This is a genomic window from Bacillus sp. LJBS17 (genome assembly GCF_019334685.1).
GTDB lineage: Bacteria > Bacillota > Bacilli > Bacillales > Bacillaceae > Bacillus > Bacillus subtilis.
This window is the reverse complement of record NZ_CP079759.1, coordinates 1,022,292-1,036,747: the sequence shown is the minus strand read 5'-3', so window position 1 is coordinate 1,036,747 and position 14,456 is coordinate 1,022,292. Positions and strand designations below refer to the sequence as shown.

Here is a 14,456-nt window from a genome sequence, read left to right as displayed (position 1 = left end):
CATTCCCATACAATATAAATAATAAACGAAAAAGCGGTGTTTATATGGCTGATTTAAAAGAAATATATAATGAAGAACTGATATCTCAGTTGATCCATCATGTAAGGTCATCCTATCCTGATTTTAACAAAAACAGATTCTTGGGTACATTACGGCTGGAGGACTGGCCTGAACTCACTTTAAAAGAGCGGATGCGCCGCGTGACAGTTTCTTTATACGAAACTTTGCCAAAACAATACGTTGAAGCGCTCACAATTTTACGGGATACAGCCCCTCATTTTAAAGGACTCAGCGGAATTTTATTTCCAGATTATGTGGAACAGTACGGGTTAGCGCATTGGGAAGAATCAATAAAGGCATTGGAATACTTTACGCAATATTCGACCTCAGAATTTGCTGTAAGGCCTTTTTTGCTGTTAGATCAAGAAAAGATGATTGCACAATTGCTTGCATGGTCTGAGCATAAAAATGAACACGTGAGAAGACTTGCGAGCGAAGGCAGCAGGCCCCGCCTGCCATGGGGAAAATCGATACCGGCTTTGAAATCGGACCCTTCCCCCGTATTGCCGATCCTTGAGAAGCTGATGCAGGACGAGTCCTTATATGTAAGGAAAAGCGTGGCCAACAACCTTAATGATATATCAAAAACGCATCCTCATTTACTGAGAAAAGTCGCAGATCAATGGTACGGAACACATCCCCATACAGACTGGATTATCAAACACGCCTATCGGACCTTATTAAAAAAGGGTGATAAACAGGCCTTAGCGCTTTTTGGTTATGAAAATGCTGATTCGATACAACTACATGATTTAACATGCCAGCCCAAACGTATAGTTATTGGCGAAAGCCTTGAATTTTCTTTCTATATTCATTCAGACAGGGATCAAAAAGTAAGAATTGAGTACGCAATTGATTTTGTAAAAGCAAGAGGCCAGCGTCATCAGAAAGTATTTAAAATAACAGAAACAAATATACGAAAAAACGAAACGAAGTCATACACAAGAATCCAATCCTTTAAGGATTTAACCACCAGAAAGCATTACAAAGGAATTCATACATTATCAGTCATCATCAATGGAGAGGTAAAAGATTCATTGGATTTCCAAGTTTGCTGAATGAATAAAAAATCCCTTCTTATCCAAGAAGGGATTTTGCTGATTAGCCTTCAACACTGCCGTAAAGCTCTTCTAAAGGCTTCATAATGATTTTGTTCAATTCACCAATCAGCATGCTCATGCGCTGCTCCGCTTCCATCAGCTGAGAAATTTTTTCGTGCTGCTGTACAAGCGCAACTGTTTTTTGAGCCTGCGTCACTTCTTCTTGTGTAATCTCTTCTCCTGCCATTTGTTTTTGCTGGAGTCTAAGCTGTACATCACGGAAGTTTTCGAACATGCGCTTCGCTGATTCATCTGCGTTAACTTCGTCGTAAAGGTTTTTTAAACGGGTGAACTCTTCGCTCCCGCGTAATGCATTTTCCAGATCATACGCTACATCATAAAAATTAACAGCCATTGTAAATAGCTCCTTTCATCATTGCCGTTTGACATACCACTCCACTATAACAGACTATGGAGATCCTTTCATTAATCAAAACCCATTTCTTCTTAAAAAAGGATGACAAACAGTGCTTGAATCGCGCCTATAATTCCGCCGAGAAGGCCCCCCAAATAGGTAATCATTTTAAATTCTTTTTTTGAAATGGACAGCACCATTTCTTCAAGACGCTCCACCGGGAACTGATCCACCTGCTCCTTGACGATTTCCTCAAGACGCAACCGTTTTAAGACACTTTCAAGGTTGGACGAAATCCCTTCAAGCAATTTGTCTAACAGTGCCGGCAGCATTTGCTGGGTCAGCTCAGATTCATAGCGGACGGTAAGCGTGCCAATCGTATTGTTGAAGAAAGGGGCAGTCGAAAATACTTGCAGCATTCTTCGTTTCAAACTGAAAATGAGCGCCTTTGCATTCCATTTTTCGTCTGCTTCATTAAACGTATACTCCCTCAGCTTGCCCCATTCGTTTTTTAAGAGATCAGAAAGCAATTTATTTGTTTCCTCATTCCGCAAGAATTTCAGCAGCTCCGGCAGCACGCGATCCGCAAGGCTTGAATTGCCAAGAAACATTTGCACCATGCTTCCAAGCATGCCGCGCTCTTTTAAAAAGTCATCAATCATATTGCCAAGACGGATTTTTCCTTCATCACTTTCAAAATAACGGACACTCCGTGACAATATATATCCTGAAATCATCGGAATTTTTTCCTCAAGCTTTTCCTGCACCTCTATAGGCACCAGCTCTTTTAACGATTGGTCCCCGTATTGGCGGAAAAGCTCATTCAGCTTATCATCGGTCCAGCTGCTGATCCATGCATCAGCAGCTTTTTCGGGGCGCTTCATCCCGGCTTTTTCAAGCGCTTCTTTTACTGTCACTTCAGAAAGTGACAGCTTTTGAATCAGCTGTTCCCCCACTCGAAGAGCCTGCGTTTTGGCTGCATCAGAGACGAGCCGCTTTTTAATGCCTTCAGGGGTTAAGAGATGATTGACTACCATCAGTCCCATTTGTTTTGCAAGTTCATCTCGCCGTCTTGGAATCAGCCCGGGCGTAAAAGGAACTCGCTTCCCAAACAAATAGTACGCTTTATACGGCCTAAACAGCATTTGAATTGCTAAATGATTGGTCACCGCTCCAATGGCAGCGCCGATCACGATCATAAAAATAAAGGTTCCTGCAATACCCATTCCTATTCATCTTCCTCCATCTGTGCTTCAGCTTTTTTCATATAGATTATGTACCTATACGTATTATAGAGGCTCATGCAATCACTTAGCAAACGAGGAGACAAATTCCTGTTCTTAGAAAATCAGCTTGTTCTTTTGGAATAGGGCAAGGTGAAGAATCGTATTCTGTAAAGTAGAATACCGTCAGCTGCGTTCGTCTTACATGTATTTAGTGTAAAGCTGCGGACACCCGCCGGCAGCTTTTGAATAAAAGGGGGAGTCTCACCATGATAACACTCGGTTTTATGTCCTTATCCCGCCAGCATGAAGCGGATTATTCCGCAGAACTGGCCAAAAGAGCACCCGAATTCGGCATACGTTTCATCCGGTTTACACCATTTGATATTTTACCTGACACTTTGCGTGTCAAAGCATCGGTCTATCATTCGGCCAGCAGCACATGGAACGAAACTGAAATGGCGATTCCAGATTATATTTATGATCGCTGTTTTTACGGCAAGGATTCACATTCCCAAAAAGCAAAACCAATCGTTGAGTGGCTCAAAAAATATCCGAAAACGGAATTTATCGGGCGGGGTCTTCCTGATAAGTGGACCGTCCTTCACGATTTGCAGCAGCACTCTGTAATCAATCCCTATATTCCCGAAACGATAAAGGTGAACCGCTACGAACAAATTCAATCCTTTTTATCCAAAGAAAAAGCCTGCATCCTTAAACCGGCATTCGGCGCGGGAGGCAGAGGCGTGATTCTTTTGAAGCTGGGCAAGAAAAACATCACTGCTACTTATCACATCGGAAAGGATAAGCAGACAAAAACGTTTTCCAACCAGACTTCTTTTAAAACATGGTGCAAAAAAGTGCTTCAGCATCAATATTTGCTTCAGCCTTACTTAAACATTCAAGATAAGGAACAATACCCTTGTGATATTCGTCTGTTTATGGAAAAAAACGAAGCAGGTGAATGGAATACAGTCGGAAAGGCAGTAAGACGCGGATACAAACACGGGCTGCTGGCCAATTTGTCAGGCGGATCTGATGCGCTGACATTTGACTCCTGGTTTGAAGATATACCGAAAAAACAGCAAGTGGTTTTACTAGATGATGTGTTTTCGATTACCCAATCGGTTCCGTATTATCTTGACGAGCGCTACGGGCCGTTGTTTGAACTCGGTCTTGATATATGTCTTGCTAAGGACGGGAGAATTTGGATTTTAGATATCAATTCCAAACCAGGCAGGAAGTCAATCCTGCGTGTCTCTCCCGAGCAAAAAGAACATCTGTACACTTGTCCCCTAAAGCGCTGCCAATATCTGTTTTCTGAGCAAAGCCAGAAAGGAGTTCTTCCGCGTGAATCCTAAACGGTTTTTGATCGGCATAGACAAAACCAGTGAAAACACCCTGTTTCTGCCCTCTTCGCTGAAGCGAGACGGACTTTTGCATGCCGCATTCGGAACGAAGGTTGTCAGATGCCACGTTGCTTACAGACGGCATCTGGAACAAACCGTGCTGCTCTCTGAAAATCTGTTTCATGAGCTTTTGCTCCCCCACCGAAGCAGGGCTGATATACTGATTCATGATCATACAGTGCATATCGGGCCGTTAGTCGGCATCTTTACGGCAGGGTTTACTGTATCTCTTGAACGTCCATTTAAGGATCGTTCCCTCTTTTTTTCAAAGCTAGTCACGTTACACGAGCAAGCCGGAGGCTACTGCTTCGTTTTTGGCGCGCACCAAATCAATTGGGAGGAAGGAACGATTGAAGGGCTCCTTTACAGGGAAAACGGCTGGGAGAAAAAAATCGTTCCATTGCCGAACGTCGTTTATGACCGTTTGCCGAACCGAAAAATTGAAGATTCACTCCTCTTGCAACATACAAAAAAGAGGCTGATCGATGAATATCAGATCCCATGGTTTAATAAAACGTTTTTCAATAAATGGAACGTTCATCAATTGCTCGAAAAAGATCCAAGAACGGCACCCTTTTTGCCTAGATCCGAGCTGACACCGTCTGTGGAGCTGATTGATGAGCTCTGTGGCGCATACAAAAAAATCTATATCAAACCAGCAAATGGAGCACTCGGCACCGGCATTTATCAGCTGACAAGAACAGATGATGGCCTGACGGTAAAGCATACGAATGACGCCAAAACATTTACTTCGATTGATTATTCCGATGCCGCCTCATTCCTTGCAGAATTTCAAAAACAGCACAACCCGTCCGACTTTCTCATTCAGCAAGGTGTTGATCTAATCGAATTTCAAGGCAAACCAGCGGATTTCCGTGTCCATACCAATAAAAATAGAAAAGGAAAATGGACAGTGACAGCAATCGCCGTAAAAATTTCCGGAAAGAACAGCATTACAACACATCTTTCTAACGGCGGCACTGTAAAGACACTTGCGGAAGTATACGATGATCCCGCTGAAAGAGTTGAGGTCATAAAAAAGCTTTCTGCAGCGGCACTGACGGCAAGCCATGTCCTTCATGATCATATCGAGGGGTTTATCGGGGAGATTGGTTTCGATTTTGGCATTGATCAGAACGGTAAAGTATGGATGTTTGAAGCGAATTCGCGCCCAGGCCGAAGCATTTTTTCTCATCCAAATTTGCATCATGTTGATTCTCTTACAAAACGAAGAAGCTTTGAATACGCGTCATATTTATCTGAGAAGGCAATCACATCTCCTGAAGCATTGTGGCCTTCGTAACCTGTCCGCTTTTTTAATAAAGCGGGCTTATCTTTATCCAAAGCTGGGACAATCTGCATATTAAGGCCTCTTCAATGATGTTCTGAAACAATGATACAATGAACATAAGCCGTTTTTATTTAGGTCAATTGATACCAAATGTAAGGAGCGTGGCCGTAATGATTTCTCATTTCAGCTGGAAACCTTTGTTCCCAAAAGAAAAGCTGCCCGGATGGAAAATTTCATTTTATTATAAAGGGACCCATTATGAAGGCATCTATCATAAGAGCGGTGAGATTGAATGGGGAGACTTGTTTCCCGCCCGCGCTGACGAGCCTGCTCTTACAAACGAGATACATGAACTGATGCTTTTTCATATTTATGACTAGCTTAGCCTAAACGGCTAAGCTTTTTTTGCTTTCTCAAGATTTACCACACAATTCTCCGCATGAGTTTCCGGCCATTTTAACATAATACGTAGTAACAAGCCGGCAAAGCATTGGGTTACGCCGAGGCGGCAGTGACACCCGAGAAGGGTTCACAGATTGGTGCAACTCCAGTTAACCCAACCATACTAAATAAAAAGGAGATTTTACACATGGCTAACCAAAACTCTTCAAATGACTTACTAGTTCCTGGCGCAGCTCAGGCTATCGATCAAATGAAACTTGAAATCGCTTCTGAATTCGGCGTTAACCTTGGAGCGGACACAACTTCTCGCGCTAACGGTTCTGTTGGAGGAGAAATCACAAAACGTTTAGTATCTTTCGCTCAGCAGCAAATGGGCGGCAGAGTTCAATAACAATTCAATATATGGCTATAGAGGGCGCGGTTTCCGCGCTCTCTTTATTTTGTCACCCTTTTTTCCTGCTCCACATATCCTAGAAAAAAAGGGAGGGAATCGGGGTGTCATTCATCACCATTGTGAATTGGGAGCTGGTTCAATTCGTAAGTGTATCCATGATTCATGAATATGTTTCCCATCGTTCTGTTTATTTGTACAGGTATTCTTTCCCGCGCTGTTCAAACTGAGAACATCCTTTTATAATGAAAGGCGAGGAGGTTTTTTGATGAAAATCGCTTTATTAGGAGCCAGCGGCCGCGTCGGACAAGCCTTTTTAACACAAGCTGCAGCAGATGAAAGATTTGATATTTTCGCTCTGATCAGATCTCAACATGCTGATCTTCCCCTTTCAAAAGACAGAACCGTCATGGGGAACGCCCGCCGCTTAGAAGATGTGAAAAAAATAATGGAGAATGCTGAAATCGTGATCAGCTGTCTAGGCACAGATGGTGATGATACCTTGTCAACTGCTATGGCACACATTCTCTCCGCTATGGAGGAACAGCATATCAAACGGCTTATTACGATCGGCACCGCAGGGATCCTAGATTCCCGATATGAACCGGGAAAATACCGGTTTGAAACAAATGAATCGAAACGAAAGCAGACCCGCGCAGCCAAGGAGCATGCAAAAGTATACGAAATGCTTAAACAATCATCATTAGACTGGACAATCATCTGCCCCACTTACCTCCCGGACGGAACAGCAACCGGCGTTTATCGTACGGAGCGTAACGTTTTGCCTGAGGGCGGCACAAGCATTTCGGTCGGCGATACTGCGGACTTTTTATATCGTGAGCTTGTTACAGGTAAGTATGTCGGATACCGTGTCGGACTGGCTTATTGACTACATAAACCAAAAACCCAAAACACGATTGTTTTGGGTTTTTGAGCGTTATGCAATGGAATGTTTCTGTCCCTTTTGCAGTTCATACATTTGATAATATTGGCCTTCTAATGCCATCAGTTCCTCGTGGTTCCCTCTCTCAACAATTTCTCCTTTATCAAGAACCAAAATCTGATCAGCATTTCTGATTGTTGAAAGCCGGTGAGCGATGACGAAGGTGGTGCGTCCTTGTTTGACGACATCAAGCGCCTTCTGGATCACGGCCTCTGTCTCTGTATCAATATGCGCCGTTGCCTCATCTAAAATCAAGATCGCGGGATCAAACGCCAAAGCTCTTGCGAAAGAAATTAACTGCCGCTCTCCAGAGGATAGCGTGCTGCCTTTTTCAATCACGGGCTCATTAATGCCTTTAGGAAGCTTCTTAAGAAGAGGCTCAGCACCGACTTGCCGCAGTGCATTTTTTATTTCTTCTTCAGTCATTCTTTCGTCATCCAGGCTTACGTTAGATCCGATTGTACCCGAGAATAAGTACGGGTCCTGAAGCACAATGCCCATATGGGATCTGAGTTCCTGTCTTGACATGTTGTAAATGCTTTTTCCATCAATTAAGACATCACCTTTTTGCGCATCATAAAAACGAAACAGAAGATTCAAAATCGAGCTTTTTCCTGATCCGGTATGGCCGACGAGCGCTACGGTTTCGCCTTTTTGCGCAGTAAAGGAAATATGCTTTAATACCTCTTCACCTTCTTGATACGCAAATGACACATCACGAAATTCAACCCGCCCCAGCGCGCGCTCCTTCACCGGTTCACCCGCTTCTTCCGTATTCTTTTCTTCAAGCAGTTCAAAAACACGCCCGGCGGAGACCCTTGCAAGCTCCAGCTTTGAAAACTGATTGACGATGCCTGTGATCGGCTGAAATAACCGGTTCAAATAATCGACAAACGCGTACAGCACACCGATAGAAACAATCCCGGCCGCATTCAGGCTCGCACCGCCAAAATGCCAGATCAGACAGACGAACGCAAGATTGCGGATGACATTGACCAAATTATGGGACATTAAGGAGTTTAAATTCAGCATCCTGTTTTGGAAATAAAAATGTGATTCATTTAATTCCTCAAATTCTCTCATTGTTTCCTTTTGATGGCGGAAAGCCTGAATAATGGTCATGCCTTGAATTGACTCATTCATTTTTGCGTTAATGTCACTGTTGATCGAGCGGATTTTTTGGTTGTAATATGACGCATATCTCCGGTATATGACAGACCACAGCCAGATAATCGGCACAATTGCCAGACATACAAACGCAAGCTTCACATCAAGCAGAAACAAAGCCGTGAATATCCCGAACATATAGATTCCGCTTGTCACAAATGTTGAAAGCACTGTGACATATAAATCCCTGATAGCCTCCGTATCATTGGTAATCCGCGCAACGACTTTTCCGGCCGGAAGGTTGTCAAAATAGCGAATCGGCATACTCTGTATGTGCGAAAACACGTCCTGCCTCATCTTTTGAATAATCCGATTGGCGCTCATCTGCAGCAGATAATGCTGTCCGTATTGAAAGAATACCGAAAACACAAGCAAGCCCCCATACAGGCAGATCAGTAACACCATTCCCTTTATTTCCGGCTGATAGAACTGGAAAAGTTCCTGCTTAGTCAGCTTTTCGGCAGCATATGCCCGGCTCTTGTCTCCGTTTGTGATCGTCAGCTTCCCGTCAGAAACCGTTCTATTCCCGTCGAAGCTGACAGCCTGATCAACAAAATAGAACGCCATTCCCACTTGATAAATATGCGCTTCTTTTGCTTTTGAAACAGGCTCCTGCAATCGGTCCTCTCTGATATATGAGACGCCGTGAAACTGAACGGCATTTTTATCTTTTTCCGCAGCTTCATACCATGTTTTCTCAATGCCGAGGATATGGTCGTCTATCATTTTTTTGCCAATAAAGGGCCCAGTCAGTTCTGCACCGACGGCAACAGCTAGCAAAAGGACGGCTGTGATCAGCAATTTTCGATAAAGAAGTGCGTATCTCCATAACGTTTTTCCTATTTTCATGCCCCTGCTCCCCCTTCTTCCGCAGTGAACAGCTGCTGTCTTTCATATTGTTCCCGGTACCACCCATTATTGGCCAGCAGTTCTTGATGCGTGCCTCTCTCAGCAATGACGCCGCCGTCCATCACAAGGATCAGGTCAGCGTGCTCTACCGCGGATAATCGGTGTGTCAAAATAAATGTCGTTTTTCCTTTGCGGTTTTCTCTGATGTTCTTGATAATTGCAGCCTCTGTTTTGGCATCTACAGCGGAAAGTGAATCATCCAGAATCAAGATTTCCGGATTCGCCATGAGTGCTCTCGCGATCGAAATTCTTTGTTTCTGCCCGCCTGACAGTGCCACGCCTTTTTCACCGACCATTGTCTCCAGACCGGACGGAAGCATGTGCAAATCTTTTTCAAAATGTGCTTCGGCAATGGCTTGCTGAACCTCTTTATCAGTTGCATCCTGTTTTCCGTATAAAATATTTTCTTTTACAGTCCGTGAAAACAGTAAATGATCCTGAGGCACATATCCGATCCATCCGCGGAGACGGTCAAGAGGGATTTGCTGAATCGGTACACCTGAAAATGTAATGCTCCCTTCACCTGGAGGATACTGGCGCAAAAGCTGCTTAATAATTGTCGTTTTTCCGCTCCCGGTTTTACCTGCAACCCCGACAGTCTGCCCTTTTCGCACCGTAAATGAAATATCCTGAAGATTGTCACTTGTTGAGCTTGGATATGTAAAGCTGACATGACTGAAAACGATATCTCCAGGCTCTTTAAGATCAGCGGGCTGTTTTGGATCTGTCACATCCGTTTCATAAGAAAGAGTTTCATTTACCCGGTCTAATGACGCATTGCCGCGCTGCATCACGTTAATGAGTTCACCGATTGCAAACATCGGCCAAATCATCATGCCGAGATAAACGTTAAAGGACACTAACTCTCCAAGCGTCAGCTCGTTCCGGAATACAAGAAACGCTCCGTAGCCGAGCCCAATCAGATAGCTTGCGCCGACAAGCAGTTTCACCGTCGGCTCAAACAGTGAATCAATAAAAGCCACTTTCATATTTTTCTGATAAACATCAGCGGTCATTTCATTAAACCGGCGAACATCGTTTGTTTCCTGAACATACGCGCGAATCACCCGCACGCCTGAAACAGATTCCAGCACTCTGTCATTCAGCGCCCCGAACGCGTTTTGGGCCTCAGTAAACCGCTCATGAATTTTACTTCCATATAGACTGATTGCAATCGCCATGACTGGAAGCGGGATAATGGCGGCAAAGGTCAGCTTCCAGCTGATCAAAAACCCCATTGTCAAAAAGATCGTCATCATAAACATCGTAGAATCAACTAACGTCAAGATGCCAAACCCTGTGGTTAAACTGACGGCCTGAAGATCATTTGTCCCTCGTGCCATTAAATCGCCTGTTCGGTTTTTTTCATAAAACGGCGGCGACATAGTCAGCAAATGCCCCATCAGCTTCGTACGAAGAATTTTCTCCATCAGATTCGCTCCGCCAAACAGCTGATGCATCCAAAAATAAGACATGATATACACGGCCGCCGTCAGCACAAAAAAGATACCGATATAAAACAGCAGCCCTTCCGCAGTAAATGCCCCTGCTTTCATATCATCTATGGCGTTCCCCAAGAGCTTAGGCGGAAACATTTCAATGACATTGACTGCTAATAAAAGGACAATCGCAATCGTATAGCGCAGCCAGTACGCCTTAAAAAACCAGCCAAGCTTTTTCAAAACTGAAAACATCTATCCCCATCTCCTCATCAGCCGCCTTCTATTTTTTCCTTGCAGCTTTTTTCATCCAATTTGGCACGAACAGCCCTCGCCTCTGTATTGGTCTTCACATCCCATACACCTGTCTTTCCTTAGATTTTGTATATAAAAAAGGCATGAAGCGTCAGCTCCATGCCTTTTTTAACCGATATGTTACGCACAGCGCTTTTCAGCGCGCGGTCCGACCTAAAAAACCGTTCACGAAAACAGAACAAAAGGTTTGCCGCGCCAATATGAAACTGTTTGATAAACACGCAAATTCCTTGGCATAGCAAACCCTCCTTCCATTCTGATTTCATCTTTTTATCATCATATAAACAAAACCTTTTATTGTCAATAATTACTTGAATAGGAAAAGGTTAATGGTGCTCAAATTCGGGTAGTAGTGTTGTAAGACGCTTTGAAAGGGTGAGAAGGATGTTCCATGCTGACCGTATCATTGTTGCGTTTGACGGAAGTGAAAATAGTAAGAAAGCGCTTCAGACAGCCATTGATCTTGCTAAAACCGTAAATGCCGCTATTACCGTCGCCCATTCACATGATATGAAAGACAATCAGACCGTCATCGACCCGCCCAGACCCGCAGCTGAGGCAAGCTATATCAGCGGAGGCATGACAAGTGTTCCTGATCCGCTGATATCGGATGTAACATCACCTGAGCCAATGATCTATGAAGACCGTACGGAAGAAGTCATCGCCGAAGCAAGAATGATGCTGAATGAACAGCAGGCAGATGGAGATATCGATATATTAGAAGGCGATCCGGCTGAATCAATTATCGAGCATGCAAACCGCATTTCTGCCGATATGATCGTAACCGGAAGCAGAGACCAAAACAGGCTGAAAAAGCTAATATTCGGAAGTGTAAGTGAAAAGCTTTCAGCGAAATCGGATATACCCGTCCTGATTGTAAAGTGAGCACGCCCTGTGCTCACTTCTTTTATATTCATAATTGTGAAAAAACATAGATTTTCGTTTTTTTCTGTTATAATGCTTTCGTGCCCAAAAGCACAAAAGCATTAAAGATAAATATGGGGTGTTATTTTGGATTCTCAAAAAAAGCTGACGTTTCCGTTAGCCGTCGGTTTATTTATATTGATGTTATGCATTATTATTTCTTGCTTATTCTTGCTTCATGTAGAACCTCATATCCCGCTGTTTTTAAGTGTTGTCATGCTTTCAGCAGCAGCTTTATGGTTTGGATTTTCCTGGAAGAGTATTGAAAAAGGGATTGTAGACGGGATCAAAAACGGCGTACAGCCGATTATTGTTCTAGCGCTGATCGGCATCTTAATCGGCGCCTGGATGTACAGCGGCGCAATACCGACTGTGACAGTTTATGCCCTATCCTTTATTGAACCAAGCCACCTTCTGTTGACTGCTTTGTTTTCATGTATGATCATCAGCACACTTGTTGGCTCAAGCCTGACAACTGTAAGCACAATCGGAGTAGCGCTGATCGGCGTGGCGAGCGCGGCTAGCGTTCCGCTTGAATGGACAGCAGGCGCAGTCATATGCGGCGCTTGTTTTGGGGATAAAATGTCGCCGATGTCGGACACAACCAACTTTGCAGCCGGAATAGGCGAAATACCGATCTTTGAACACATTCGCCATATGATGGGCACAACCATTCCAGCTTTGCTCATCACTGTCGTTCTGTTTTACTTTCTCGGTTCATCAGTGTCAGCGGACGCTGCTTCAACCGAGAATATTCAGCAGGTCATAACCGGAATAAAAGATGCCGCAAACGTGACACCGTGGGCCCTTCTTTCTCCGCTCTTAGTCGTTTTGCTGGCAATAAAACGGGTATCAGTAATCCCCGTTCTGACTGCCGGAATTATTTCCTCGGGAATTTTGACTGCTATTTTTGTACCCGACAGCAGCCTGCAGGCGTTTATGACAGCTTTGCAAAATGGCACAACTTTCGAAACTGACAATGAGGCAGCCGCTAAAATTATTAACAGAGGCGGACTGCAATCCATGATGGGCTCTGTCTCTCTCATTATGATTGCTTTTGCACTCGGCGGATTGATGGAGAAAATCGGATTGATTTCTGCACTATTGGAAGGCGTCATGAAAGGCATCCGCTCAAAAGGCCGTCTTGTTGCAGCAACTGTCTGCTCAAGCATCGGCGTCAACTTGGCAACGGGCGAACAGTATTTATCGATATTAATACCGGGACAATCATTTAAATCTTTATATGACAAACGAAACATCCAGCGAAAATTTCTGACAAGATCATTAGAGGACGGCGGAACATTAATTAACCCATTGATTCCTTGGGGCGTCAGCGGCGCATTTATGGCGAGCGCACTTGGTGTTCCAGTCATAGACTACATCCCGTTTACGTTCTTCCTCTATATATCGCCAATGATCTCCATTTTGATTGGATTTGTTAAAAAATAAAAAGAGCCCCGCTGTAAAAAGCGGGCTCTTTTCTTCGTTCATTTATGAAATGCTAGCAGCCTGTTGAATGCTTTCTTGAAAAGCAGCCTGAAGCTGTTTGGTCACCGGTCCGGGTTTCCCGCTTCCGACCGATTGTCCATCGAGCGTCACGACCGGAATAATTTCTGCCGTCGTTGACGAAATAAAGATCTCTTCCGCCTGTTTCAACTCTTCTTCACTGACAGGAGTCTCATCCAGTTTGATCCCATTCTTCTCAATCAGTCCTAAAATATTCATCCGTGTAATTCCATTGAGAATGAGCCGATTAGCCGGATGTGTTCGCACTGTGCCGTTGATAACGGCATAAACGTTAGAGGATGTACCCTCCGTAACAACGCCGTCCCTAAGTAAAATGGCTTCAAATGCTCCGGCTTCATAGGCCCTTTGCTTCGTCATGACATTATACAGTAAATTCAGACTTTTGATATCACATCTTAACCAGCGAAGATCCTCATCTGTAATGGCCGCCACTCCGTATGCCTGCTCTTGCTCCGGTTTTTTCACCGTAAACGTATAAGCAGTAGTCTGCGGCTCGAGGCCGGCTTCATACTGGTGTTTTCGCGGGGCCACACCTCTTGTTGTCTGAATGTATACCGCTCCCTCACTGACCGCATTTTCCTGTACAAGCTTTTGCAGGTCCCACTCGAGATCTTCTATACTGAATGGCAGTGAAATTCCGATTTCAGCAGCACTTCTGAAAAAACGCTCTGCATGCTCACGTAAGCCGAACAATACTCCTTTGTACACCCTGATCACTTCATAGATGCCGTCACCAAACTGATAACCGCGATCTTCCAAATCGATTGATGCTTCACTGCGCCCAATCAGCCGGCCATTGACTAAAACCTTCATAAAAGCCCTCCCTTTTCGAGATGTCCCTGATGTCATTCAAGCTGTCATTATCACTAATTCTACCATATTGGACAAGCTGAAAAACAGAAAGATCAAGAGATCTATAGCGGAAAGGAGTTTATTTTTTCCTTAAAATCTGACATTTCGACAAATTTTCTATGTGCTTTCCAGTTTTATTCCTGTATACT

Annotated in this window: 15 protein-coding genes; 9 read left to right on the top strand and 6 right to left on the bottom strand. The window is 44.1% G+C overall.

Translation table 11 applies throughout. The features are described from left to right. The first annotated feature begins 44 nt into the window (after positions 1 to 44). Positions 45 to 1,118 (top strand): DNA alkylation repair protein, encoded by a 1,074-nt coding sequence (locus KXZ66_RS05300; RefSeq protein ID WP_003233279.1) that lies wholly within the window; start codon positions 45 to 47, stop codon positions 1,116 to 1,118. A 43-nt stretch (positions 1,119 to 1,161) separates the two neighbouring features. On the opposite strand, the gene KXZ66_RS05295 is transcribed toward KXZ66_RS05300, so the two are convergent. Beyond that, entirely contained in the window at positions 1,162 to 1,515 is a 354-nt protein-coding gene (locus tag KXZ66_RS05295) for a YlbF/YmcA family competence regulator (protein WP_003224239.1), read from the bottom strand. Positions 1,516 to 1,607: 92 nt separating this feature from the next. Next, the gene (locus KXZ66_RS05290; RefSeq protein ID WP_046160226.1) at positions 1,608 to 2,741 is read right to left on the bottom strand and encodes a DUF445 domain-containing protein; all 1,134 of its coding nucleotides are present in this window, start codon (positions 2,739 to 2,741) and stop codon (positions 1,608 to 1,610) included. A 266-nt stretch (positions 2,742 to 3,007) separates the two neighbouring features. Here KXZ66_RS05290 and spaC point away from each other — a divergent pair, with 266 nt between their 5' ends. The 6 genes from spaC (at position 3,008) to KXZ66_RS05260 (ending at position 7,120) form a co-directional block, all read left to right on the top strand. Beyond that, the gene (gene spaC / locus KXZ66_RS05285) at positions 3,008 to 4,099 is read left to right on the top strand and encodes a spore coat associated protein SpaC (protein ID WP_070548756.1); all 1,092 of its coding nucleotides are present in this window, start codon (positions 3,008 to 3,010) and stop codon (positions 4,097 to 4,099) included. Next, positions 4,089 to 5,450, top strand: coding sequence for a spore coat associated protein YheD (gene yheD / locus KXZ66_RS05280; RefSeq protein WP_077670572.1), 1,362 nt, complete (start codon positions 4,089 to 4,091; stop codon positions 5,448 to 5,450). Before spaC ends, yheD begins: the two co-directional genes overlap by 11 nt. Before the next feature lie 149 nt (positions 5,451 to 5,599). Beyond that, positions 5,600 to 5,818: a YheE family protein gene (locus KXZ66_RS05275; RefSeq protein ID WP_010886462.1), complete on the top strand. Its 219-nt coding sequence runs from the start codon at positions 5,600 to 5,602 to the stop codon at positions 5,816 to 5,818. A gap of 209 nt (positions 5,819 to 6,027) precedes the next feature. Continuing rightward, the gene (gene sspB, locus KXZ66_RS05270; protein WP_003233287.1) at positions 6,028 to 6,231 is read left to right on the top strand and encodes a beta type acid-soluble spore protein SspB; all 204 of its coding nucleotides are present in this window, start codon (positions 6,028 to 6,030) and stop codon (positions 6,229 to 6,231) included. A gap of 104 nt (positions 6,232 to 6,335) precedes the next feature. Continuing rightward, positions 6,336 to 6,461 (top strand): hypothetical protein, encoded by a 126-nt coding sequence (locus KXZ66_RS05265; protein WP_003245136.1) that lies wholly within the window; start codon positions 6,336 to 6,338, stop codon positions 6,459 to 6,461. 38 nt (positions 6,462 to 6,499) lie between these two features. Continuing rightward, a complete protein-coding gene (locus tag KXZ66_RS05260) occupies positions 6,500 to 7,120 on the top strand; it encodes an SDR family oxidoreductase (RefSeq protein ID WP_046380894.1) in 621 nt (206 codons plus the stop codon). A gap of 48 nt (positions 7,121 to 7,168) precedes the next feature. Here the strand turns inward: KXZ66_RS05260 and bmrD are convergent, their stop codons facing one another. The 3 genes from bmrD to KXZ66_RS05245 all read right to left on the bottom strand — a co-directional run bounded on the left by bmrD (position 7,169) and on the right by KXZ66_RS05245 (position 11,225). Next, positions 7,169 to 9,190: a multidrug resistance ABC transporter ATP-binding protein/permease BmrD gene (gene bmrD, locus KXZ66_RS05255; RefSeq protein WP_151870311.1), complete on the bottom strand. Its 2,022-nt coding sequence runs from the start codon at positions 9,188 to 9,190 to the stop codon at positions 7,169 to 7,171. Beyond that, positions 9,187 to 10,944, bottom strand: a complete 1,758-nt coding sequence (gene bmrC / locus KXZ66_RS05250) for a multidrug ABC transporter ATP-binding protein BmrC (RefSeq protein ID WP_131227266.1) — start codon at positions 10,942 to 10,944, stop codon at positions 9,187 to 9,189. The genes bmrD and bmrC overlap by 4 nt, the downstream gene beginning before the upstream one ends. Before the next feature lie 119 nt (positions 10,945 to 11,063). Next, positions 11,064 to 11,225, bottom strand: coding sequence for a hypothetical protein (locus KXZ66_RS05245; RefSeq protein ID WP_010886461.1), 162 nt, complete (start codon positions 11,223 to 11,225; stop codon positions 11,064 to 11,066). A gap of 163 nt (positions 11,226 to 11,388) precedes the next feature. Between KXZ66_RS05245 and KXZ66_RS05240 the strand changes: the two genes are divergently transcribed. Then, positions 11,389 to 11,889 carry a universal stress protein gene (locus KXZ66_RS05240; RefSeq protein WP_015252456.1) on the top strand — a complete coding sequence of 167 codons (501 nt, stop codon included), beginning with the start codon at positions 11,389 to 11,391 and terminating at the stop codon, positions 11,887 to 11,889. A 126-nt stretch (positions 11,890 to 12,015) separates the two neighbouring features. Further along, complete coding sequence (gene nhaC / locus KXZ66_RS05235) at positions 12,016 to 13,377, top strand: Na+/H+ antiporter NhaC (RefSeq protein WP_049140665.1); 1,362 nt, start codon at positions 12,016 to 12,018, stop codon at positions 13,375 to 13,377. Between the two features lie 42 nt (positions 13,378 to 13,419). Here nhaC and dat read toward each other — a convergent pair whose 3' ends face one another. Then, positions 13,420 to 14,268, bottom strand: coding sequence for a D-amino-acid transaminase (gene dat / locus KXZ66_RS05230; protein WP_017695386.1), 849 nt, complete (start codon positions 14,266 to 14,268; stop codon positions 13,420 to 13,422). Between the last annotated feature and the right edge of the window lie 188 nt (positions 14,269 to 14,456).

What these genes read in the sequence shown, in the direction of transcription:
- KXZ66_RS05295 (WP_003224239.1), bottom strand. Translation starts at nt 1,515, where the DNA reads ATGGCTGTTAATTTTTATGATGTAGCGTATGATCTGGAAAATGCATTA.
- dat (WP_017695386.1), bottom strand. Translation starts at nt 14,268, where the DNA reads ATGAAGGTTTTAGTCAATGGCCGGCTGATTGGGCGCAGTGAAGCATCA.
- KXZ66_RS05240 (WP_015252456.1), top strand. Translation starts at nt 11,389, where the DNA reads ATGTTCCATGCTGACCGTATCATTGTTGCGTTTGACGGAAGTGAAAAT.
- KXZ66_RS05300 (WP_003233279.1), top strand. Translation starts at nt 45, where the DNA reads ATGGCTGATTTAAAAGAAATATATAATGAAGAACTGATATCTCAGTTG.
- bmrD (WP_151870311.1), bottom strand. Translation starts at nt 9,190, where the DNA reads ATGAAAATAGGAAAAACGTTATGGAGATACGCACTTCTTTATCGAAAA.
- KXZ66_RS05290 (WP_046160226.1), bottom strand. Translation starts at nt 2,741, where the DNA reads ATGGGTATTGCAGGAACCTTTATTTTTATGATCGTGATCGGCGCTGCC.
- KXZ66_RS05260 (WP_046380894.1), top strand. Translation starts at nt 6,500, where the DNA reads ATGAAAATCGCTTTATTAGGAGCCAGCGGCCGCGTCGGACAAGCCTTT.
- bmrC (WP_131227266.1), bottom strand. Translation starts at nt 10,944, where the DNA reads ATGTTTTCAGTTTTGAAAAAGCTTGGCTGGTTTTTTAAGGCGTACTGG.
- sspB (WP_003233287.1), top strand. Translation starts at nt 6,028, where the DNA reads ATGGCTAACCAAAACTCTTCAAATGACTTACTAGTTCCTGGCGCAGCT.
- spaC (WP_070548756.1), top strand. Translation starts at nt 3,008, where the DNA reads ATGATAACACTCGGTTTTATGTCCTTATCCCGCCAGCATGAAGCGGAT.